The organism is Brevibacterium sp. (assembly GCF_022712115.1).
Classification (GTDB): domain Bacteria; phylum Actinomycetota; class Actinomycetes; order Actinomycetales; family Brevibacteriaceae; genus Brevibacterium; species Brevibacterium salitolerans.
In genome coordinates this window covers 1-21,313 of the sequence record NZ_JALAHB010000043.1, presented here as the reverse complement: position 1 = coordinate 21,313, position 21,313 = coordinate 1, and the positions used below count along the sequence as shown (strand labels likewise).

Sequence of the window (21,313 nt, the reverse complement as noted above, 5' to 3'; positions counted from 1 at the left end):
ATCAGCAGGACGCGCATGCCCCAGCTCCGTGCATGCGCCACCGCGCGCCCACGGAGCTGAGCGCCTCCTGCGTCACCACCAGCTCGGGACGCGTCCACGGCACCCACACCACCAGGAGAACACCGCCCCAGGCCAGCACGAGGACGAAGACCGCCGTCAGCAGCCCGATCACCACGATCGCCGCGGCCTCCGCGCAGCTCGCCGCCGCTGTGCCCTCCTGCGCCTCCCAGAACCTCAGCGGTGACATCGCACTGCCCAGCAGCAGCCAGACGAGCAGCGCACAGACCGCCCAGACCAGCAGCCCCGCGGCGGCCGAATCACGCACGCGCGTGTGGATGACGACCTCGCGGCCGTTCTCCAACTCACGCAGCCACCCCTCCACACGCTCCCGGCAGGCCTTGGCGCGCAGCACCTCCAGCGGCGGGTGCGAATGCCCGTCGGCGCGGAAGCTCCCGGCACGAGGGCGCCGAACCGGACGCCGTCCGCCCGGCGGCCCCTGCTCCTGCTCAGCCATCTGCGCCGTCCCGTCCTTCCACCGTGCACCAACCTCTCGTGCGCGAGCCCCCTTCTGTGTGCCCGCTCTCTCCTGTGAGGTGGGGACCCGCACACATCCGTTCCCCGCTCCCATCCTCGCCGCACTCAGCCGAGAACGGAACCGGCCACGGCTCGCTGTCATGCCCACCGACCTGTGCCGAGACGGCGGGCGCCGAGATGACGAACCGGCAACCGCCCGGCGAACTCTCCCACCTCCATGTCCAGCTGCGACACGATTCCCCCGGACCGCTGAAGCTCCGCCGCTACGCTGAATGACGACCCGCCCGCACCATTTCCGCCGCGCCCCCGCAGAGGAGCATCCGCATGCACCCCGACGGCACGAGCCGCACACCGGATCCGCCGGCCCACGAGGCTCAGCACCACGACGCGCAGCATCACGAGGCACAGGCCTCGGCCCCGCCTGCGCACAGGACGGCTCCCGCCTCCCCGGACGACCACAGGAAGTTCTCCCTCAGCGAGGACTGGCTGGCCACGGTCGCGGGCCTCCTGCTGTTCGCCGCCTGCATGGCGGGCCTCCTCACCCCGGAGATGCTCCCATGACCGGACCTCAGCCCTCTGCCGCGGGGAAGTCGCGCCCGCGGACCACCGCACCGACCGTCGCGCAGGCCACCGCACCCGAGGCCGAGGCCCCCGGACGCTCTCGCCTCACCGGAGCCTCGGTGCTGTGGACGCTCACAGGACTCGCCTTCGTCCTCGCACTGGCATGGGCGGTGCGGTTCCTCACCGACTGGGTGCCCGAGGCCGCTGCCGCGACCGGCTGGGGCGACGTCGCGAAGTCCGTCGAGTACCCCGTCTACGCGATCGTCCTGGGATTCGCCGCGAACGCGCTGGTGACGGCCACCGGCCTGCGTTCACGCCTCGAACCGGCCTTCCGCACAGAGCTGTTCATCAAGGTCGGTCTGGTGCTGCTGGGCGCCTCCATCGACTTCGCGGTGATCGCGCGCGCCTTCGGTCCTTCGCTCGCACAGGCGTGCCTGCTGGTCACCGCCGTGTTCCTCTTCACCTGGTGGATGGCGGGGCTCCTGGGCATCGACGACCGGCTGCGGGCGCTGCTGGCGACCTCTCTCGCCGTCTGCGGAGTCTCCGCCGCCGTGGCGGCGGCGGGCGCGGTGCAGGCGAAGAAGGAGCAGCTCGCCTTCACGGCCACACTCGTGGTGGTGTTCGCCGTCCCCTCGATCTTCCTCCTGCCCTGGCTGGCGGGGCTCATGGGTCTCTCCGATGCGGTCACCGGCGCCTGGATCGGCGGGAACATCGACACGACCGCGGCCGTGACCGCCGCCGGAGCGGTGGCCGGCGAGGAGGCCCTCCAGATCGCCTCCATCGTCAAGGTCACGCAGAACGCCCTCCTGGGCGTCGTGGCCGTGGTCCTCACCCTCGCCTTCGCGTCCCGCGGAACCGGGCGTGCGCACGCGCCGGGCGACGAGGACGTGCCGGGGACCACGGAGACGTCCGGCGGCACGGAGGAATCCGCGCGCCCGGGCGAGGGCTCCCCGGTGACCGGCGCCTCGGCGGAGACCCGGCCCTCCCTCCGCCGGCGCGCGGCGATGGTGTGGGAGCGCTTCCCCAAGTTCGTCCTCGGCTTCCTCGCCGCCTCCGCCGTCGCGACACTGCTGGGGCAGATGCTCCCGCCGGAAGCGCTGGAGCCCAGGCTGGAGGCCGCGAAGGAACTGCAGACCTGGGCCCTGACCCTGGCCTTCGTCTCCATCGGCCTGGAGTTCCGCGTCTCCGCCGTGCGCGAGGCGGGCTGGCGTCCCGTGGCCGTGTTCGGCACGGCGACGGTCTTCAACCTCCTCGTGGGCCTGGCCCTGGCGTCCCTCCTGTTCGCCGGGGTGCAGGTGTGACATGCCTCCGGCCAGGGAATTCCCATTCGCGGGCCCCATGCGGATCCGGCTCTCATGCTGTAGGCTGTTTTCAGGCGTTCGCGGACGACCGGTGCTCACACAGGACCGGAACTTCATGTGACGCGATTAGCGAATACACTCGCGGACGGATCCTCCCGGAACCGTTCAGCGACCTGAACGAATCGGTTTCTCATCTCTTCTGCATCTCCAGTTTCACCCGCACGTCCCCTGATTTCCTGGCAACGCGCCGCTGACGATGTTCACGCGGCCACCCTCACCGGCGAGTTCGCCGGCCACGTCGTCGAGAACGGCCTCGACTTCACCGCCTACGGCCCCAAGGGCCAGCGAATCAGCGCGCACGTGTCCCTCTCTGCGGCTCGGTCCGCACTCGAAGACTTCTCCCTGCACATCCCGGGTCCCGTTGCGGCCCTTCCGCGCACCTCTGGTGCAACCACAAGCTCCGCGACGGCGCCGTCGTCGCGGTTTCATGGATCACTCCCGTGGTCCCAGACAAAGAAGGAATGACGTCATGGCCACAGGCACCGTCAAATGGTTCAACTCCGACAAGGGCTTCGGCTTCATCGCTCCCGATGACGGCTCGAGCGACGTTTTCGCCCACTTCTCCGCCATCCAGGGTTCCGGTTTCCGCAACCTCGAGGAGAACCAGAAGGTCGAATTCGACATCGAGCAGGGCGACCGCGGCCCGCAGGCTGCGAACATCCGCGGCCTCTGATCTTCTGATCGATCCGGACCCGCAGACTCCCGCCGTTCCTCGCAACGGCTGAGCAGGACGGATCCCAGGGGCAGACGACTCTCGTCAGACGCGCCCCTCCCCTCGTGGGAGGCGAAGGGCCGGCATCGGTGACTCCACCGCTGCCGGCCCTTCGTCGCCTCATCCCTCACGCCAGACCCCGCGCACCCGGCGCACGGCCCGCCGCCGTCGCCGAGGACCGCGGGCCCGCCGTGAGTCCAGCGATCGGCAGACGCCCATTGCTCCGACGACGGCCGCCGCGACCCTTCCCGTCGCCGCGCAGGCCCCACAGCAGACAGGCGCAGCCATGACGCACTCGCCCCATGCCTCCCTCCTCCCCCGGCCCGTACAGGGCCCTCTCCGGCGCACATATGCACGCCGTGAGGACTTCCCCTCCCTCACCAAGGTCTACTCCCAGCTGTCGAGGACCGCGCGTGAGGCCGGCCTCCTCGACCGTGCCCCCTGGTTCTACGCGCTCACCGGTGCGGGGATCGCGCTGGGCCTCGGCGGTGCCGTCACCGGCTTCGTCCTCCTGGGCGACTCCTGGTTCCAGCTCCTCATCGCCGCGGCGCTCGGCATCCTGTTCACCCAGGTGGCGTTCCTCGCCCACGAGGCCGCCCACCGGCAGATCCTCGCCTCAGGCCCGGCCAACGACTCGCTCGCACGTGTGCTGGGCGGCATCGTGGGCATGAGCTACTCCTGGTGGGACTCCAAGCACAGCCGGCACCACGCCAATCCCAACCGGGTGCGCAAGGACCCGGACATCGAGGTCGACACCATCTCCTTCCTCGAGGAGGACGCCGCTGAGGCCCGCGGCCTGCGCCGCCTCCTCACCCGGAAGCAGGGCTGGCTCTTCTTCCCCCTGCTCACGCTCGAGGGGATCAATCTCCACTTCCTCAGCCTCAAGCACCTCGTCACGGAGAAGCAGGTGAAGGGCCGCTGGATCGAACTCGCCCTGTTCGCCGTGCGCTTCCCGCTGCTGCTGGTGCCCGTCTTCGCCTTCCTGCCCCTGGGCATGGCGTGCGCGTTCATGGGCGTGCAGCTGGCGGTGTTCGGTGTGTACATGGGCGCCTCGTTCGCACCGAACCACAAGGGCATGCCGGTCATCGCGCGGGACGCCAAGCTGGACTTCTTCTCCAAGCAGGTGCGCACCTCGCGCAACATCCGGGGCGGCTGGTGGGCCACATGGCTGATGGGCGGCCTCAACTACCAGATCGAGCACCATCTCTTCCCCAGCATGGCGCGCCCGCACCTGGCCCGCGCACGGGTGCTCGTGCGCGAGTTCTGCCGCACGCACGACGTGCCCTACACGGAGACCTCCCTGCTGCGCTCCTATGCGATCGTCGTCGGCTACCTCAACCGCGTGGGGCTCGCCGCGCGGGATCCCTTCGACTGCCCGATCACCGCGCAGTACCGCAGGGCGTAGACAGCAGGTGCTGTCGTCCGGCCCGACCTCCATGCGGGCCTCTCACGCGAGAGCGCGGGCTGCCTGCACACTGCCGGGCACGGATGAGCCGGGCGCTCAGAGCTGGGGGAAGCTCCGCTCCCCCGGGTGCTCGTCCGTCTCGTGGATGTCTGCGGCACGACCCACGATGAGAGGGTCGACGGTGCCGACGACCGCCGGATCCTTGTCCGGATAGTCGAAGAGGCTGAGGACGTAGCGCATGGCCTCCAGCCGGGCGCGCTTCTTGTCGTTCGACTTCACCACGGTCCACGGAGCCGTCTCCGTGTCCGTGTAGTAGAACATGGCCTCCTTGGCCTCCGTGTACTCGTGCCACTTGTCCAGCGAGGCGAGGTCCGTGGGCGAGAGCTTCCACTGCTTGAGCGGATCCTCGGAACGGGAGCGGAAGCGCTCCCGCTGCTCCGCACGGCTCACGGAGAACCAGAACTTGATGAGCCGGGTGCCGGAGTTCACCAGCATCCGTTCGAACTCGGGTGCCGCGCGCATGAACTCCGTGTACTGCTCGTCCGTGCAGTACCCCATGACCTTCTCCACTCCGGCGCGGTTGTACCAGGAGCGGTCGAAGAACACGATCTCGCCGCCGGCGGGCAGATGCTCCGCATACCGCTGGAAGTACCACTGGGACTTCTCACGTTCGGTGGGCACGCCCAGGGCCACGGTGCGGGCACCGCGCGGGTTGAGGTGTTCCGTGAAGCGCTTGATGGAGCCGCCCTTGCCCGCCGCGTCCCGGCCCTCGAACACGATCGCGATCTTCGCCCCGGAGGTGCTCACCCAGCGCTGGAGCTTGAGGAGTTCGATCTGCAGCTCGCGCTTCTGCGCCTCGTACTCCACGCGCTTGAGCTTGCGCGCGTACGGATAGTCCTGGCGCCAGGCGGGAAGCTCGGCGATCTCCGCGGCGCCGGCCGCGGCTGCGGACGAGGTATGCGTTTCTGCCATGTGCGAGCCTTTCATGTACCTGTGCCTGCGCCGGTCTGTTGTCGGAGCGATCAGAGATGCGGGGGCGAGGCGTTCTCCGCGTAGTCGCCCACCGTGTCGTCGTTGAAGGCCTTCCGGATCTCATCACGCCCAGCCTCATCCACGTTGAGGATCGCCTGCCCGTCCGCCGAACGGCCGGCGCCGGAGATGGGTGCGGAGAAGAACGTCACCTCGCCCGGCCGCACCTCGCGCATCTCGTAGCCGATGCTGGCGATCTTGGATGCGGTGAGCTTGTCGTCCACCGTCATGTAGGGAGCGAAGTCCCTCACCATGCCGGTGACCTTGTTGGGGTTGCTCAGCGTGTCCGCGGAGATGATCTTGGACGTGAGCGCCTTGAGGTAGGCCTGCTGGTTGCGCGCGCGCTGGAGATCGCCGTCCGCAAACCCCTTGCGCTCACGGACGAAGGCGAGCGCCTGCTCACCATCCAGCTCGTTCTCGCCCTGCGTGAATGAGTGACCGTCGATCTCGAACGCCTGCTCGGAGTCCACCGTCACGCCGCCCACACTGTCCGTGAGCGCCTTGAAGCCCTCGAAGTCGATGATCGCCACGTGGTGGATGGGCGCATCGATGAACTCGCTGATCGTCTGGTTGGCCAGCGGAAGGCCGCCGTAGCTCATGGCGGCGTTGATCTTCGCGTTGCCGTGGCCTTCCACGGGCACCCACATGTCACGCGGAATCGACATGATCTGCGCACCCTTCCGGTCCCCGTCCAGGTGCATGACCATGATCGTGTCGGAGCGAAAGCCGCGTGCCCCTCCCGCGTAGTCCACATCCTCGTCCCGGGCGTCCGAACCCAGCAGGAGGATGTTGATGGGGTCACCGGCCTCGGCCACGGGCTGCTCGCCGCTGTAGAGGTCGTCCTGCCCCAGCTGGTTCGAGTTGTCGTCGAAGAGCTTGCCAAGATAGAAGACGTATCCGGCCACCGCGGCGACCGCCAGGAGCACCAGCACCAGGAGGGTCACGAGGATCTTGCGCCCCGTCCGCTTCTTCCTGGGACGGCGGTCCCGGTGCGAGGGCTCGACCGGGTTGCCCTCGGGATCGTAGGCAGTCGCAGCCGAAACGCCGCCGGATGGTGCCTGGTACTCGGGTGTGTGGGACACGCTCAGACCTCTTGTGGTGATACGACGCAAGACCGAGGGGAACATATTTCGTCACAGTGCACGGCCTGCTGCAGACAGACCTTCCGAGTATAGACGGGCCGCGGGTACCGGCGTTGTCCACCGATGTTCAGCCGAACCCCACCGTCTCCGAAGTTCAGGGTGACTCACGCTGAGACAGGGAGGTCCACTCACGCCGAGACACCTTCCGTGCAGTGCTCTCGACGTCTAGCGTGGACGTGCACAGACGACATCGGCTCTGCAGGAGGCAGTGATGAGAGCAGCGCGCTTCTACGATCGCAAGGACATCCGGGTCGAGGACATCCCGGAGCCGGAGCTGAAGCCGGGCACGGTGGCGATAGACGTCGCCTGGTGCGGCATCTGCGGCTCCGACCTCCACGAGTACCTCGAAGGCCCCCTCTTCATCCCGGCGGCCGGACATCCGCACCCCATCTCCGGCGAGTCCGCGCCCGTGGTCATGGGGCATGAGTTCTCCGGCACCATCACCGCCCTCGGCGAAGGCGTGGACGACCTCGAGGTGGGCCAGTCCGTCGTCGTCGAGCCCTACATAATCTGCGGGGTCGTGGACACCGGGCCGGGCTAGAGCTACCAGCTGGACAAGGACATGAACTTCATCGGGCTGGGCGGCCGCGGCGGGGGCCTCTCCGAGAAGATCGTGGTGGAGCGCCGCTGGGTGCATCCGGTGGGCGACATCCCGCTCGACGAGGCGGCCCTCATCGAACCGCTCTCCGTGGCCCACCATGCGTTCGTTCGTTCGGGCGCCGCTGCCGGCCAGACCGCGCTGGTGGGCGGCGCCGGGCCCATCGGCCTGCTCACCGCCGCGATCCTCAAGGCGGAGGGCCTCACCGTCTACGTCTCAGAGCTCTCGGAGGCGCGGAAGGAGAAGGCACGGAGCACCGGCGTCGCAGACGAGATCCTCGATCCCCGCGACGGCGACGTGGCCGAGCGCGTCCGGGAGCTCACGGGCGACACGGGAACGGATGTCGCCTTCGAGTGCTCATCCGTGCCCGTGGTGCTCGACACCCTCATCGCCGCCGTGCGGCCCGGTGGCGTGATCGTGAACGTGTCCATCTGGGGGCACAAGCCGGAGGTGGACCTGCCCAGCATCGTGCTCAAGGAGATCGACCTGCGCGGCACCATCGGCTACTCCAACGACCACCCCGCGACGATCGAGCTGGTGCGCAGCGGCAAGATCGATCTCAAGCCGTTCATCACCAGCCGGATCGGCCTCGACGAGGTCGTCTCCGGAGGGATCGAGCAGCTCATCAACAACAACGAGCAGCACGTGAAGATCATCGTGAATCCGCGGGCATGAGGCCCAACTGCAAGGACAGCGGGAAGTCGGGTGCCGTATGCCGGCTCCCGGCTTCCCGCGTTCGCAGCCGGCAGCTGAGCGGACTCGGGGAAGAGAAGCGTCACGTGGGCCGGCGCGACGCACGCACTTGACGCTCCTCTCAACTGAGTGAACACTTGATCAGAGCCTGAGGAGGCCGACTGACCAGGAGGTACTGCAATGACGCAGGTGCACACACGATCCGGCATCGTCGAGGGAACGCGGGAGGCGGGTGTCCACGCCTTCCTGGGCGTGCCCTATGCCCAGGCCCCCGCGCACACCGGATCCCCCACGGGCGAGTTCGATCCCCCGCAGCCCGCCGCTCCCTGGGACGGGGTCCGACCTGCACGCAGCCACGGTCCCACAGTGCCGCAGTATCCCTACCCGCCCGTGCACGCCGAGCTGCTGGCGAATCCGCTGATCCCGGGCGAGGAGTACCTCAACGTCAACGTCTGGACCCCGGATCCCACCGCGTCGCTCCCCGTCTACGTCTTCATCCACGGCGGTGCGTTCGTCCACGGCTCCGGTGCCGTCCCGCAGTATGACGGCACCGCCTTCGCCCGCGACGGGATCGTCTGCGTGACCCTCAACTACCGGCTCGGCGCACACGGCTGGCTGCAGCTTCCGGACGGCCCCGCGAACATCGGTCTGCGCGACCAGATCGCCGCGCTCACATGGGTGCGAGAGAACATCGCGGCCTTCGGCGGCGACCCGGAGAGGGTGACGATCGGCGGCGAATCCGCAGGGGCCATGAGCGTGGGCGCACTGCTCGCTTCGCCCGCGGCCTCGGGCCTGTTCCGCGGCGCGATCCTCCAGAGCGGTGCCGGGCACCATTCCCTCCCGCCCGAGACCGCGCACCAGGTGACACTGGCACTCGCGGAGAAGCTCGGGATCGCGCCCACGCGCACCGCGTTCGCCGCCGTACCGCAGGCAGACCTCCTCACCGCGGTGAAGGCGCTGACGGTCCAGGTCCAGACCGAGAGGGACGTCGCACGCTTCCGCGAGGTTGCGGCGAACTCCATGCTCTTCTCCCCCACCGTGGACGGCGAGGTCCTGCCCACCGCCCCCATCACCGCCATGACGACCGGCACCTCGGCGGACGTACCGGTCCTCATCGGCACGAACACGGACGAGAACACGCTCTTCACCGTCCCCTCCGGCGCCTACGAGGCGGCGGACACTGCGGCTCTCCACGGAACCCTGCGCGGGCTGGGCTTCGCAGATCCGGAGGAGGCGGCCGCGCTCTTCGACGATACCGCTGACCCGCGCCCGGGAGCGGCCCTCACCGCAGTGCTGACGGACTGGATGTTCCGCATTCCCGCCGTCCGCGCCGCCGAGGCCCGCGCGGCCACCGCCACCTCCCCCTCCTTCATGTACGAGTTCGCCTGGCCCAGCGGCACGCAGGGCGGACGCCTGCGCGCCTGTCATGCCCTCGAACTGCCGTTCGCGTTCGACACGCTGGACGCGGAGCATTCGGCGGCACTCACCGGACCGGAGGCCCCGCAGGCCCTGGCGGACGAGGTGCACGCGGCCTGGGTCTCCTTCATCCGCGACGGAGACCCGGGCTGGGAGCCGTACAGTCCGGATCACCGCGCGGTGGAGGTCTTCGACCTGGAGCGCCGCACCTTCACGGATCCGCACAGCGAGCGCACCGCCGCATGGGAGGGACTCCGGTGAGCACGCAGCCGGACACCGCAGAGCACACCCGGACAGCACAGCACACTCGGCCGGCAGAGCACGCCCCGGCCACCGCGGAGGAGGTCTACCGGCGCTACGCGGAGGAGCGGGACAAGCGCCTCGCCGCAGAGGGCCAGCGCAGCTACGTCCGCATCCGCGATGCCTTCAGCGAGCAGCCCACGGACCCGTACATGCCCGTGGCACCCCGTGACGCCGTCCACGACGAGGTCGAGTTCACGTTCGTGGGCGGCGGCTTCGCAGGACTGCTCACCGCCGCCCGGGTGCGCGAGGCCGGCTTCACCGGCAACGCGGACGTGCGGATCGTCGACTCCGCCGGGGATCTGGGCGGCGTCTGGTACTGGAACCGCTACCCCGGCCTCATGTGCGACACCAGCTCGCTCATCTACATGCCGCTGCTGGAGGAGACCGGGCACCGGCCCACGGAGCGCTACGCCCACGGGCCGGAGATCTCCGCCCACTGCCGGCGGATCGGCCGCCACTACGGCCTCTACGACAACGCCCTCCTGCACACCGCAGTCACCCGGGCCACGTGGCTGGAGGACGAGTCGAAGTGGCTCGTGGAGACGAACCGCGGCGACGCCTTCCGCACCCGCTATCTGGGCATGGGCATGGGGCCGCTGAGCGTGGCGAAGCTGCCGGCCATCCCGGGCATCGAGGAGTTCGCCGGCGACTGGTTCCACACGAGCCGCTGGGACTACTCCGTCACCGGCGGCACGCCCGAGGGCGGCGAGCTCACGGGCCTGCGCGGCAGGCGGACGGCGATCATCGGCACGGGTGCCACGGCGATCCAGGCCGTGCCCGAGGTCGCCCGCGCCGGGGCGGAGCTGTTCGTCTTCCAGCGCACCCCCACGTCCGTGGACGTCCGCGACAACGGCCCGGTGGATCCGGAGTGGTTCGCACGGATCTCCGCGCAGCCGGGCTGGCAGGCGGCCTTCCTCGACAACTTCACGCGCAACTGGGACGGCCACATGCTGGGCGAGGAGGGAGACGTCGAGGACCTCATCCAGGACGGATGGACGGACCTCGGGCGCAGGCTGCGCGCGGCGGTCCGCAGCGTCCCGCCGGAGCAGGCCACACCGGAGTCCGTGGGCGCAGCCGTGGCTGCCGCGGACCTGGCGAAGATGGACGAGATCCGAGCCCGCGTGGACACACTCGTGGAGGATCCGCGGACCGCGGAGGGGCTCAAGGCCTGGTACTCCCAGCTGTGCAAGCGGCCGGGCTTCCACGACGAGTACCTGCAGTCCTTCAACCTCCCCCACGTGCACCTCGTCGACACCGACGGGCAGGGCGTGGAGCGCATCACCCGCGACGGTGTGGTGGTGAACGGCGAGGAGCACCCGGTGGACGTGATCGTCTACGCGACGGGCTTCGAGTACGCCAACGATCCCACCGCCGTCAACGGCTTCGACATCGTGGGCGCGGACGGACGCACCCTCGCCGAACACTGGGCCGGCGGCATGCGCACGCTCCACGGGATGCAGGTCCACGGGTTTCCCAACCTCTTCATCCAGCAGCTGACGCAGGGAGCCGCGCTGAGCTCCAACGTGCCGCACAACTACACCCATGCGGCACGCGCCGTCGGGGCGATCCTCCGCCGCGCGCAGGAGACCGGAGCCCGCCGCATCGAGCCCACCGCCGAGGCGGAGGCCGCCTGGGTGCGCATGCTCCTGGAGGAGAGCCGGCCCCGGGACAGGAGTGACTGCACGCCCGGCTATTACAACAACGAGGGCAGAGGCGCGGACGAGCGCAGCCGGTACGCGGTGGGCTATCCGGCGGGAGCCTTCGCATTCTTCCGCCACCTGGAGACCTGGCGGAGCAGCGGGGACTTCGCCGGCCTCGAGTTCTCCTGAGCAGGCTCCGAACGGTGACCAGCCCCGGCTGAGAGGCGCGCGGGCCGGCCCCGGTCACCGCGCACCCGACGGAGCACTCGGCCCGCACACCCGCCGCGCACACAGACGACGGCCGGACCCTGCAGGGTCCGGCCGTCGTCTGCGCCTGAGCGTTCAGGCAGGCGTCTTGTCCTTGGTGAGCAGTCCCCACACGAACGAGAACACGATCGCGCCGATGACCGCGATGAGGAAGGATCCCCACGACCAGGGCTCACTGAAGACCGCACCGATGCCCTTGCCGCCGAACAGCCCGAACAGCAGCCCGCCGACGAAGGCGCCGATGAGTCCGAGGATGATCGTGCTGATCCACCCGCCTCCCTGCTTGCCGGGGAGGACGAGCTTGGCCAGCGCTCCTGCCAGCAGTCCGACGACGATCCAGCCGATGACGACCATGATGCTGCTCCTTTCTCGATGCCCTGGCGACTGCCGGGCGATGAGCGGACCAGTCCTCGATGACGAGGAAGGCCTGCTTCCAGGGTAGACCTGCTGCGAGGAACTCGGCACCCCTCCTGCGAAAGAACCCCAGGTGACCAAGATGCCTTGTCCCATGACACTCACACTACGACGCACCCTCGCTGGTGTGAAGCCCTGTGAGCGGCGAGCGCCACGTGGTCGGAACCGCAGTCCGGACTAGTCCTCGTGCGGCTCCACGTCGTCGAGGGGCAGGCGCTCGCGGACCGGGGCCTCCTCCGGGGTGCGCGCCGGCAGCCTCCTGCTGCCGGTGCGGCCCGCGAGCGTGACGCTGCGCCGGGGACGGCGCCTCCCGTGCGGCACCGCGTCCACATAGGGATCCCGCATGACCGGCACCTCCGTGCGGGGCTGCGGCCGGGTGACGGCGTCCGCGGGGTCCGCATACTCGTAGCGGTCGGAGGAGCCCCTGCGCATCCGCCGGATGAACTCCTCCGGCGGCAGCACCCGGCGCCATTCCCGGGTGCGCATGGCCGGCAGCTCTCCGGCGTCCTCCCGGAGCGCGCGCCGGAGCGCATACATCTGGAAGAACGCGATGACGAAGAACGGCAGGCCGATGAGGATGCTGATGGACTGCAGCGCCTCCAGTCCGCCCTCCCCGGAGAACACGAGCAGCGTGGCGGTGATGAGACCCACCGCCAGCGCCCAGAAGAGGCGCTGTCCCAGCGGGTTGAAGTCCTCGTGCCCGTTGGCCATCGTGTCGATGACGAGCGCGGCGGAGTCCAGGGACGTGATGAAGAAGACGATGACCACGGCGATGGCGATGACGGAGACCAGCCACGCACCCGGATAGTGCGAGAGCAGCTCGAACAGCGCCCCGGGGATGTCCCCGTCGTCCACCACGCGCTCGACGAGACCGCCGGACCCGTTGAGTTCGATGTCCATGGACGCCCAGCCGAAGATCCCGAACCACACCACGGAGAACAGGGACGGCACCGCGCGCACGCCGATGACGAACTGGCGGATGGTCCGCCCGCGGGAGATGCGGGCGATGAAGATGCCGACGAACGGCGACCAGGTGATGGTCCAGGCCCAGTAGAAGACCGTCCAGGTGTTCTGCCATCCGGTGTCGCCCAGGGTGTCGTTCCAGAACGCGAGCTCCGGCAGGCTGAAGATGTACGTGCCGAACGACTCGATGGTCCCCTTGAGGGCGTAGAGCGCGGCGCCGCCGGCCACGAGGACGAAGAGGAGCAGCCCCACGGCGGCGACGATGTTGATGTTCGACAGCACCTTGATGCCGCGCTCCAGCCCGAGGCCCACGGAGATCATGGCGATGAGGGTGACGACCCCGATGATGATGAGCTGCCAGCCGGCGTTCTCCGGGATCCCGAACAGCTGTGAGAGGCCGCCGTTGATCTGCAGCACGCCCAGACCGATCGACACCGCCACGCCGAACACGGTCCCGATGATCGCGACGACGTCGATGAGCTTGCCGACGGGACCGTGGATCCGCTTGCCCAGGAGGGGCTGGAAGATCGAGGAGACCCGTGGTGGGAGGTTGCGCTTGTGGATGAAGTAGGCGAAGCACAGCGCGGGCAGCGTGAAGATCGCCCAGGTGTGGAAGGTGAAGTGGTACATGGCGAAGTTCAGCGCGTCCACGGCGGCGGCTCCGCTCTCCGGCTCGATGCCCAGCGACGCACCGCGGGGCGGCGCCCCGAAGTGGCTCACCGGTTCCGCCACACCCCAGAACAGGAGGATGGAGCCGATCCCGGCCGCGAACAGCATGGCGAACCAGGTCACGTTCGAGTGTTCCGGCGCCTCGTCGTCCGGCCCCAGCTTCACCCGGCCGAACCGGCTCGCGGCCATGTAGATGAGGAAGAGGAGAAACAGCGTCACGCCCAGGATGTAGAACCATCCGAGGTTCACCATGAGCCACTGCGAGGCGGCACCGGTGGCCGCGGAGAGCGGTTCCGTGAAGAGGATCGTGGCGACGACGAAGAGCAGGATGACTCCCGCCGCCGCGAAGAAGAGCGCAGGGGTGGTCCTCAGGCGCAGCAGGTCGTGCATGCGGTTCAACATGGAAACCAAACTTGCACATCACAGTCCGGAGAACAACTGTCCTTGCGTTTCGGGAAGATCGCCCGGGAATGGTTGAGCAGGAATGGAGAAGCGCATCCGCATCGCGGCTCCTATGCTGGAGTCCACAGTGCCGGACGGAACCCGGCCGCACGCCGCATCCCGGCTGCGGACCGGAAGCTGGGAGGACAGGACATGGCGACGAGGACGAATGCCGCGGCGGAGCGGGTGACCGGCAGCGCGCAGGTGAGCGGGCTGGGTGAGCGGCTCCTCATCCGCCTGCCGGACGAGGCCAGCCGGGCGCTGCCCTCACGCGGGCAGGTGGCGGTGCACGCGGAGCTGAACGGCCACGTCTTCGACGCCGTGCTGGAGCCGGACGGGAGGAAGGGCCACTGGCTCCCGGTGGATGCTCAGCTGCAGGCCGCCGCCTCGTTGCGGGAGGGCACCGCCGTCGAGTTCACGTTCACGCGCCGCGGGGACTGGCCCGAGCCCGAGGTCCCCGCGGACCTGGAGGAGGCTCTCGCCTCCGCGCCCGAGGCCCGGGCTGCCTGGCAGGACATCACGCCGATGGCCCGCTGGGAATGGGTCCGCTGGGTGGGCGCGACGAAGAACGCGCAGACGCGGGCGCGCCGCGTGGAGGTGACGATCTCCAAGCTGGAGGACGGCAAGCGCCGGCCCTGCTGCTTCGACCTCGCCTCCTGCACGGATCCGGAGGTGGCGAGGAGCGGGAAGCTCATCGAGCTCGGCTGAGTGCTCCCCGCAGTCGGGACAGCACGCGCCCGAGGCCGCCGTGCGTGCCGCCGACACCGGTCGCAGGGACGGCGCCGTCCGCCGTCGCCCAGCGGGCGCGCGTGGTCTCCGTGGGACCGTCGAGCTCCGTGAAGCCGGCGTCCGTGACGCTCACGGGCCGCCGTGCGGAGGCCCAGACCCGCGGATCCGCCTTCTCCACACGGACGCGGAAGCCGGCCTCGCGCCAGCGGCACCGCACGTCCTCCGGCATCTGCTCGTAGGCCAGCTGCGCCGCATGGCCGCACTGCGCGGCCGCTTTGCCGGAGGTGAGCCGGTGGTGCGGGGTCAGCTCGATGACCACCACGGCCTCGGCGGCCGGCACCGTGGACTCACCCTCGTCCGGGAACTCCGTCCCGCCCACCTGCAGCTTCTTCAGCTCCGCGGGCAGCGGCTGCACCGGGCCCGGCGGCAGTGCGAGCGCCTCGGCGACGCCCCACTCCCCCGGCCCCGGATGAGCCGCACCCACGCTGCCCAGGGCGCGGGCGTCCTCGAACTTCCTGCCGTCCCCGCGGCGCACCACCTTGCGGATCGCACCCTCGCGCCAGTGCCGCACCGCCTCGTGCCAGTCCCCTCCGGGCTGTGACCGGGGGTCGTCGAGGAGCCGGACCACGGCCTCGGCGGCGGCCTCCAGCACGTCCACCTCACGGGCGATGTGCGTCTTGGAGCGGCGGACCACCAGCGGCAGCGCCCAGGGCACCTCGTGGTCGAGCGCATGCCGGCGGAGCTCACGGGGGTGGGCGGTCTGCGCGGCCGCGGACTGCGACGCGGCGGCCTGCGGGTCTGCAGGCGACTGCTCGGCGGGACGGCCCTCAGGACCGGGCACGGCCTCGCTCACGGCCGCGCCGCCAGATGCTCGCGCACCTGACGCTGGATCCGCGCGAGCATCCCGGACATCCCGTTGAGCCGCAGCGGGCTCACCGCCTTCGTCAGCGAGAGGCGGAGGGGGAAGTCCGCGGGCACGGAGAGGATCTCCGCGGCGGTGTGGCCGTCGAGCCCTTCTGCGAGGATGCCGGCGAAGCCGCGGGTGGTGGGCGCCTCCGCGGGCGCGGAGAAGAACAGCCTCACGGGAGCCTCGGCGGAGGCAGTCCCCTCAGCCGCGCCGTCGTCCAGCTCCGTGAGCACGAAGATGGGCGACTGGCACTCCGGCACGGGCTCCAGCAGCTCCGGGTGCTCAGCCAGGCGCGGCGGGAGAGCGGGGAGCTCGTCGGAGAACTCGAGGAGCAGCTGGAGGCGCTCCCCCTCCGGCATGGCGGCGAAGTCGTCGGCGATCTCCTGCAGGGAGGCCGGCAGCGGGAGGTCAGCGGAAGCTGCAGCGGTGGGGGCGCTCATCGGGCCGGTGCCTCCCCGGGCTCCTCACCGGTGGCGATGGGCACGCGCACGGCATTGCCCCATTCGGTCCACGAGCCGTCGTAGTTCTTCACGCTGTCGAACCCCAGCAGGTGCTCGAGGACGAACCACGTGTGCGAGGAGCGCTCGCCGATCCGGCAGTACGCGATGATCTCGCCCTCCGGCTGCAGACCCAGCTCGTCGAGGTAGATCCGCCGCAGCTCCTCGGCGCTGCGGAACGTGCCGTCCTCGTTGGCCGCGGTGGCCCACGGAACCGAGCGCGCGGTGGGGATGTGGCCCCCGCGCAGCGCACCCTCCTCCGGGTAGGCGGGCATGTGCGTGCGCTCGCCCGTGTACTCCTGCGGGCTGCGCACGTCGATGAGCGGGATCTCGCCGATCGCCTCGCGGACCTCTGGCAGGTAGGCACGGATGCGCGAGTCGTCACGCTCGACGACGGGGTAGTCCGAGGGTTCGGGGGCCGGCTTGGTGCGGGTGAGCTCACGGCCCTCCGCCTCCCATTTCTGCCGCCCTCCGTCCATGAGGCGCACGTCCTCGTGGCCGAACAGCGTGAAGACCCACAGCGCGTAGGCCGCCCACCAGTTGGACTTGTCGCCGTAGACGACGATCGTGTCCGTGCGGGCGATCCCCTTGGCACGCATGAGGCGGGCGAAGCCCTCGCCGTCCACGTAGTCACGGGTGACGGGATCGTTGAGCTCCGTGTGCCAGTCGACCTTCACGGCTCCGGGGATGTGGCCGGACTCGTAGAGGAGCACGTCCTCGTCGCTCTCGACGAGGACGAGGCCGGGCTCCGTGGGTCCGTCCGCACCGAGACGGTCCGCCACCCACTGCGTGCTCACCAGCCGATCCTGCTTCGCATAGCCGGCGAACTTGGGATCGCCGGTGTCCGGGGCGATCTGCGGTGCGGTGTCAGTCATGGTTCCTCCGGGTCGTGCGGACTTCACGGACGCGGCGCGTCCACTCACTCAACCCTACGCAGGCCCGCGCGTATTCCGCGGCGAGGTCCGTCACAGTCACACGTCGTCACAGTGTCCGGACGTCGTGGTCACGGGCCGGTGGGGCCTGCGCGACGGGAGCCTTCGCCACCGGGGCCTCCGCCACCGGGGCCTGCGCGACGGGAACCTCGGCCACCGGCGCCGCGGCCACCGGAACCTCGGCCGCGCAGGCTCACAGCCCCAGGCTCCGGCGGTGCGCATTGATGAGCACGTCCACCGCCGGGCCCGCGTACACCCGCGATCCGTCGGGGAGGATGCGGGGCCAGTGCTCCCGGACCCGTGTTCCGTTCACCATCGCGAACCGCGCGCCGGTGACGGTGCTGGTGATCCGGCGCCCGTCGCGCAGGACCACCACCGCACTGCCGAGGTGCAGTCCGGACTGCGCGGCCTCGATCCGCGCCACGTCCGCCCAGCGGGCGCGCACCGTCCTGAAGCCCTCGACGACTTCCAGCCCCGCGGTCGTGACGAGCAGGTATCGGCGCCAGCTCCAGATGAGGAGGACGAACAGGCAGAGGTAGAAGAGCACAAGGAGAACGGCCATGACCAGCAGCAGAGGAGGAGCTGAGAAGCCCTCGGCGAGGTGGAACCACAGCAGCATCCCGAAGCCCGCGAACACCGCACCCGCGCACAGGGAGTACAGCACTGCGACGATCACGATGAGCACGCGGGTCAGCGGCAGCGCACAGACGAGCTCGCCCGGCCCGATCTCCTGTTCAAGGGCACGCAGCCGGCGGCGGATCCACCCGGCGTGCAGTGCCGGCCCCGCCGTTCCGGGAGCGTTCGGTTGTCTCCCTGAGCTCGGCTGGGCGACGGCACCCGGCTTCCCTCCGGTACCCGGCTGTCCTTCAGCGTCGGGCCGCCCTGCGACACTCACACGCTTCCCTCAGCCCTCTGCCGTGAGGAAGGCACGGAGCAGTCCGGCGAACTCCTCCGGCTTCTCCGAGTGGACCCAGTGGCCGGAGCCCTTGACCATGACCTTGCGCTCGCGCGGGAAGAGGGCGCGCATCGCCGGCTCCGCCTCCGGCGTGACGTAGGGCGAACGCGTCCCACCCACCCAGAGCACCGGCCCGGAGAACGTCCGTCCTTCCATGTCCGGGAAGGACGCCACCGCGGGCAGCTCGGCCCGCAGGAGGGCGAGGTTGGGCTGCCAGCGGAAGGCGGCCTCGGGCGCGGGAGCGCCGGAAGCGTCCCCGGCCGAGGCGCCTGTCTCACCCCGCCGGACCGGCCGGAGGTTCTGGAGCAGGAAGCCGCGCGTCAGCGGGTTGGGGATGGGCTCCTGCAGGAGCGCGTCCGCATCCGCACGGGTCCGCAGCGCCGTGAGGTCCACGCCGGCCAGAGCGCCGAGCAGGTGGGGGAACTCCTCCGAATCCGGGGACTGCGTGGGAGAGATGTCCACGACGACGAGACGGCGCACGAGGTCCGGGTGGAGCAGGGCGAGCACCATGACGGTCTTGCCGCCCATCGAGTGCCCGATGACGTCCACCGGCCCGTCCGCGGCGAATCCTTCCCGCAGCGTGCGGGCGAGCGCATGCGCCATGTCGACGTAGGAGAACCGCTCCGTCCACGGTGATTCGCCGTGGTTGGGCAGGTCCACGAGCAGGCTGGTGTGCGTGTCCGCGATGGCCTTCGCCGCGGTGGTGAAGTTCTTGCCCCGGCCGAAGAGACCGTGGACGAAGACCGCCCGCCCCGGTCCGCCCTGGACGGTCTGGGTGTGGAGGAGCGGGGTCTCGGGAGCGGCCGGAGCACCTGCCCGGTTCGCCGCGGTCACGTTCTCAGCAGTCACTCCCCCAGGCTATAGGGCCGGCAGCCTCCCCGTCCCACCCCCACAGCGAGGTTACGTCTGCGTAGCGGCCGTGCAGGGCGGCCGCTACGCAGACGTAACTTCACGGAGAAACGCGACTTCGTGGGTGAGCGCGGCTTCGTGGAGGAACGCGGGGAGGGGTGCCGCGGATCAGCGGATGGCTTCCGCGAGCGGGGTCTCCCCGTCGTAGAAGTTCACCGTCTGCCTGCTGGCCGCGCCCGTCTCCAGCACGTGCGCGATGGCCGCGGCGACATTGTCCCGGCTGGTGACGGCGGTCTCAGGAGTGAGCTCCACACCTGGCACCGCACCGGTCCGATCCGCGAGCATCACCTTCTCCGTGGCCTCCTCGAGCGTGAGGCGGCCGGGGCCCAGGATCGTGAAGTCCAGCTCCGTCTCCCGCAGCCGGGCGTCCGCATCGTGCTTGGCCTTCGCATAGGGGTAGAAGGAGTCCTCCGGGTCCAGCCGGTCCACGTCCACCGCGGCGCGCGCGTAGGAGACCATGACGAAGCGAGTGGCTCCTGCCTTCTCCGCGGCCTCGAAGGTCCGCAGCGCACCCTCGTAGTCCACCGCTCTCGTCCGTGCGGGATTGCCGCCGCCGGCACCCGCGGAGAACACGACGGCGTCCGCACCGGCGAACACCTTCGCGAGGTCCTCCACGCCGGCTTCCTCGAGGCTGAGGACCACGGGCTCCGCTCCCACAGCGTGGAGATCCGCCGCATGGTCCTGATTCCGGATGAGCGAGGTCACGCTCCACCCGGCGCGCCGCAGCCGCGGCACCGCCAGCAGTGCGATCTTGCCGTGTCCGCCCACGATCACCGCGCGCCTGTCCGTGCTCTTCTCGGCCATGCCCATGCCTCCTGTGCAGTCGGGTTCCAGGTCCTCTCCCCTCAACACGGCTGATCGCGCAGTATTCCGCGACGGACGTTCTGCGGCGGGCGGAATGCCGCGGGACGAGCCGGACGGCAGGCCCCGGAGATGCGCGCCGAGGACCGCCTCGCGCCCGAGCCCGGCAGGATCCCCCTCGCAGCGCGCCCGGCAGCCTCCTCAGCCGCGGAGCACGGCGGCGACCCACCCCTCGTCCGGCATGTCGCCGGCGCGGACGCCGCGGACGCGTCCGCCGGTCCGCAGCACCTGGGCGGCCACCTCGTCCACCACGCGGTACGCCTCCGGACCCGGCTCATCCACGAGGGTGACCACGCCGTATTCGTCGATCGTGCCCTCCTGCGCGGCCTCGATGTCGAACAGGAGCTCCGCCACACGTCCCTCCGCGGCCGCCCTGGCCACGTCCGAGAGCTGCGAGCTGGCCCTGCCCGCGGCGCGCTGATTGCCGAAGTGCTCCACCCAGTCCGCGATGCGCTGGGTGTAGTGCCTGTCGAGGATCTGCCGGGCGCGGACCTCCAGATCCTCGTCTGTGAGCGAGGCCGGATTCGCCGTGATGGACTCCTCCAGCAGCCGCGGATGGGTGTTCACGTCCCGGTAGGCGGGGTCGAGGTCGTTCGCAGCGGCCAGCAGCAGCGGCGCGTCCGCATCCCTGATCGCTGCGAGCACCGCCTTCTGCACCAGGCTCGCGTACCGCTTCTGCTCCGGTTTGGGGCCCAGTGTGCCGTCCGCCCGCTGCCGGTCGAACTTTCCCTCCTGCGGGGCGCGGGTGAGCGCGTCCGAGGCGTCCTCCGGCAGATCCGCGAGCTCCACGCGGCGACAGCTCGCGGAGGAGTCGAGGTGCAGGAGGCGCACGTTCCCCTCCGTGAGGGCCAGGACGTACCCGGTGTGGTCGAAGGTGACGGCGCGGACCATCGGACCCACGTCGAAGCGGTCGCCGGTGAAGTGCCCGGAGGCGAGCTCATTCATGAGCCGGAAGGCGCGCAGCCCCTCCGGAGAGACGAAGACCGCGATGCTGCGGGCGCCGGTGCCCCAGAAGTCGCGGTCCTGTTCGAGATCCTTGACGTGAGCGCTGAGCTTCTCGCGGTCCTCCTTGGGCAGACCGCCTGTCTCGAGCTCCGCGATCGCCGCGCCCGCCGCCGTGCGCAGCGCCAGATGGGCGGCCTCCGTGGCGTGGGCGACGGCGCGCGAGCCCCATTCCGCTGCACTGAGGTAGAGGGTCACACTCGCGGGGTCGCGGTGCTGTGTGAGTTCGGCCAGGTCCTGTCGGGTGGGGATGTCGATACTCATGACGCCATCGTAGCGACGCAGGTCACAGGAGGGAATGGGGTCAGGGGAACGCTACAGTGCGGGCATGCCCTCCACCCACGCCCGCAGCCCTCACCCGCACGTCCCCGGC

Annotated in this window: 19 protein-coding genes and 1 pseudogene; 8 read left to right on the top strand and 12 right to left on the bottom strand. The window is 70.0% G+C overall.

The features are described 5' to 3' along the window. Position 1 precedes the first annotated feature (1 nt). Entirely contained in the window at positions 2–514 is a 513-nt protein-coding gene (locus tag Q0A33_RS02490; RefSeq protein ID WP_291792591.1) for a hypothetical protein, read from the bottom strand. Positions 515–858: 344 nt separating this feature from the next. Between Q0A33_RS02490 and Q0A33_RS02485 the strand changes: the two genes are divergently transcribed. The 4 genes from Q0A33_RS02485 to Q0A33_RS02470 all read left to right on the top strand — a co-directional run bounded on the left by Q0A33_RS02485 (position 859) and on the right by Q0A33_RS02470 (position 4,573). Further along, positions 859–1,095: a hypothetical protein gene (locus tag Q0A33_RS02485; RefSeq protein ID WP_291792589.1), complete on the top strand. Its 237-nt coding sequence runs from the start codon at positions 859–861 to the stop codon at positions 1,093–1,095. Next, positions 1,092–2,396, top strand: coding sequence for a putative sulfate exporter family transporter (locus Q0A33_RS02480; RefSeq protein WP_291792586.1), 1,305 nt, complete (start codon positions 1,092–1,094; stop codon positions 2,394–2,396). Before Q0A33_RS02485 ends, Q0A33_RS02480 begins: the two co-directional genes overlap by 4 nt. A gap of 529 nt (positions 2,397–2,925) precedes the next feature. Then, positions 2,926–3,129: a cold-shock protein gene (locus Q0A33_RS02475; RefSeq protein ID WP_029088933.1), complete on the top strand. Its 204-nt coding sequence runs from the start codon at positions 2,926–2,928 to the stop codon at positions 3,127–3,129. 325 nt (positions 3,130–3,454) lie between these two features. Beyond that, the gene (locus Q0A33_RS02470; RefSeq protein WP_291792579.1) at positions 3,455–4,573 is read left to right on the top strand and encodes an acyl-CoA desaturase; all 1,119 of its coding nucleotides are present in this window, start codon (positions 3,455–3,457) and stop codon (positions 4,571–4,573) included. A gap of 96 nt (positions 4,574–4,669) precedes the next feature. Here the strand turns inward: Q0A33_RS02470 and ppk2 are convergent, their stop codons facing one another. Both ppk2 and Q0A33_RS02460 read right to left on the bottom strand, forming a co-directional pair. Next, positions 4,670–5,545, bottom strand: a complete 876-nt coding sequence (gene ppk2, locus Q0A33_RS02465; protein WP_291792576.1) for a polyphosphate kinase 2 — start codon at positions 5,543–5,545, stop codon at positions 4,670–4,672. Positions 5,546–5,595: 50 nt separating this feature from the next. Continuing rightward, complete coding sequence (locus Q0A33_RS02460) at positions 5,596–6,684, bottom strand: LCP family protein (protein ID WP_291792573.1); 1,089 nt, start codon at positions 6,682–6,684, stop codon at positions 5,596–5,598. A gap of 271 nt (positions 6,685–6,955) precedes the next feature. On the opposite strand from Q0A33_RS02460, the pseudogene Q0A33_RS02455 reads away from it, so the two are divergent. The 3 genes and pseudogenes from Q0A33_RS02455 to Q0A33_RS02445 all read left to right on the top strand — a co-directional run bounded on the left by Q0A33_RS02455 (position 6,956) and on the right by Q0A33_RS02445 (position 11,583). Further along, positions 6,956–8,017: pseudogene (locus Q0A33_RS02455) on the top strand (2,3-butanediol dehydrogenase). Between the two features lie 198 nt (positions 8,018–8,215). After that, the gene (locus Q0A33_RS02450; RefSeq protein ID WP_291792570.1) at positions 8,216–9,712 is read left to right on the top strand and encodes a carboxylesterase family protein; all 1,497 of its coding nucleotides are present in this window, start codon (positions 8,216–8,218) and stop codon (positions 9,710–9,712) included. Further along, positions 9,709–11,583, top strand: coding sequence for an NAD(P)/FAD-dependent oxidoreductase (locus tag Q0A33_RS02445; protein WP_291792567.1), 1,875 nt, complete (start codon positions 9,709–9,711; stop codon positions 11,581–11,583). The genes Q0A33_RS02450 and Q0A33_RS02445 overlap by 4 nt, the downstream gene beginning before the upstream one ends. A 153-nt stretch (positions 11,584–11,736) precedes the next feature. On the opposite strand, the gene Q0A33_RS02440 is transcribed toward Q0A33_RS02445, so the two are convergent. Further along, entirely contained in the window at positions 11,737–12,015 is a 279-nt protein-coding gene (locus Q0A33_RS02440) for a GlsB/YeaQ/YmgE family stress response membrane protein (RefSeq protein WP_291792564.1), read from the bottom strand. A gap of 237 nt (positions 12,016–12,252) precedes the next feature. Further along, a complete protein-coding gene (locus tag Q0A33_RS02435) occupies positions 12,253–14,109 on the bottom strand; it encodes a BCCT family transporter (protein WP_291792560.1) in 1,857 nt (618 codons plus the stop codon). Positions 14,110–14,301: 192 nt separating this feature from the next. Between Q0A33_RS02435 and Q0A33_RS02430 the strand changes: the two genes are divergently transcribed. Beyond that, entirely contained in the window at positions 14,302–14,856 is a 555-nt protein-coding gene (locus tag Q0A33_RS02430; RefSeq protein WP_291792557.1) for a YdeI/OmpD-associated family protein, read from the top strand. Here Q0A33_RS02430 and Q0A33_RS02425 read toward each other — a convergent pair. The 7 genes from Q0A33_RS02425 to Q0A33_RS02395 form a co-directional block, all read right to left on the bottom strand. After that, positions 14,840–15,730, bottom strand: a complete 891-nt coding sequence (locus tag Q0A33_RS02425; RefSeq protein ID WP_291792554.1) for a peptidyl-tRNA hydrolase — start codon at positions 15,728–15,730, stop codon at positions 14,840–14,842. The genes Q0A33_RS02430 and Q0A33_RS02425 overlap by 17 nt on opposite strands. Continuing rightward, complete coding sequence (locus Q0A33_RS02420; RefSeq protein ID WP_291792551.1) at positions 15,727–16,224, bottom strand: SufE family protein; 498 nt, start codon at positions 16,222–16,224, stop codon at positions 15,727–15,729. Before Q0A33_RS02420 ends, Q0A33_RS02425 begins: the two co-directional genes overlap by 4 nt. After that, positions 16,221–17,156, bottom strand: a complete 936-nt coding sequence (locus Q0A33_RS02415) for a sulfurtransferase (RefSeq protein WP_291792548.1) — start codon at positions 17,154–17,156, stop codon at positions 16,221–16,223. The genes Q0A33_RS02420 and Q0A33_RS02415 overlap by 4 nt, the downstream gene beginning before the upstream one ends. A 250-nt stretch (positions 17,157–17,406) precedes the next feature. Continuing rightward, entirely contained in the window at positions 17,407–17,898 is a 492-nt protein-coding gene (locus tag Q0A33_RS02410) for a PH domain-containing protein (RefSeq protein WP_291792545.1), read from the bottom strand. Positions 17,899–18,117: 219 nt separating this feature from the next. Further along, on the bottom strand, positions 18,118–19,017 hold the full coding sequence (locus tag Q0A33_RS02405) for an alpha/beta fold hydrolase (protein ID WP_291792542.1): 900 nt from the start codon (positions 19,015–19,017) through the stop codon (positions 18,118–18,120). A gap of 168 nt (positions 19,018–19,185) precedes the next feature. After that, positions 19,186–19,881: an SDR family oxidoreductase gene (locus Q0A33_RS02400; protein WP_291792539.1), complete on the bottom strand. Its 696-nt coding sequence runs from the start codon at positions 19,879–19,881 to the stop codon at positions 19,186–19,188. Between the two features lie 198 nt (positions 19,882–20,079). Then, entirely contained in the window at positions 20,080–21,204 is a 1,125-nt protein-coding gene (locus tag Q0A33_RS02395) for a hypothetical protein (protein WP_291792536.1), read from the bottom strand. Between the last annotated feature and the right edge of the window lie 109 nt (positions 21,205–21,313).

What these genes read in the sequence shown, in the direction of transcription:
- Q0A33_RS02470 (WP_291792579.1), top strand. Translation starts at nt 3,455, where the DNA reads ATGACGCACTCGCCCCATGCCTCCCTCCTCCCCCGGCCCGTACAGGGC.
- Q0A33_RS02435 (WP_291792560.1), bottom strand. Translation starts at nt 14,109, where the DNA reads ATGTTGAACCGCATGCACGACCTGCTGCGCCTGAGGACCACCCCTGCG.
- Q0A33_RS02440 (WP_291792564.1), bottom strand. Translation starts at nt 12,015, where the DNA reads ATGGTCGTCATCGGCTGGATCGTCGTCGGACTGCTGGCAGGAGCGCTG.
- Q0A33_RS02485 (WP_291792589.1), top strand. Translation starts at nt 859, where the DNA reads ATGCACCCCGACGGCACGAGCCGCACACCGGATCCGCCGGCCCACGAG.
- Q0A33_RS02475 (WP_029088933.1), top strand. Translation starts at nt 2,926, where the DNA reads ATGGCCACAGGCACCGTCAAATGGTTCAACTCCGACAAGGGCTTCGGC.
- Q0A33_RS02480 (WP_291792586.1), top strand. Translation starts at nt 1,092, where the DNA reads ATGACCGGACCTCAGCCCTCTGCCGCGGGGAAGTCGCGCCCGCGGACC.
- Q0A33_RS02450 (WP_291792570.1), top strand. Translation starts at nt 8,216, where the DNA reads ATGACGCAGGTGCACACACGATCCGGCATCGTCGAGGGAACGCGGGAG.
- Q0A33_RS02415 (WP_291792548.1), bottom strand. Translation starts at nt 17,156, where the DNA reads ATGACTGACACCGCACCGCAGATCGCCCCGGACACCGGCGATCCCAAG.
- Q0A33_RS02490 (WP_291792591.1), bottom strand. Translation starts at nt 514, where the DNA reads ATGGCTGAGCAGGAGCAGGGGCCGCCGGGCGGACGGCGTCCGGTTCGG.
- Q0A33_RS02395 (WP_291792536.1), bottom strand. Translation starts at nt 21,204, where the DNA reads ATGAGTATCGACATCCCCACCCGACAGGACCTGGCCGAACTCACACAG.
- Q0A33_RS02420 (WP_291792551.1), bottom strand. Translation starts at nt 16,224, where the DNA reads ATGAGCGCCCCCACCGCTGCAGCTTCCGCTGACCTCCCGCTGCCGGCC.
- Q0A33_RS02400 (WP_291792539.1), bottom strand. Translation starts at nt 19,881, where the DNA reads ATGGCCGAGAAGAGCACGGACAGGCGCGCGGTGATCGTGGGCGGACAC.
- ppk2 (WP_291792576.1), bottom strand. Translation starts at nt 5,545, where the DNA reads ATGGCAGAAACGCATACCTCGTCCGCAGCCGCGGCCGGCGCCGCGGAG.
- Q0A33_RS02430 (WP_291792557.1), top strand. Translation starts at nt 14,302, where the DNA reads ATGGCGACGAGGACGAATGCCGCGGCGGAGCGGGTGACCGGCAGCGCG.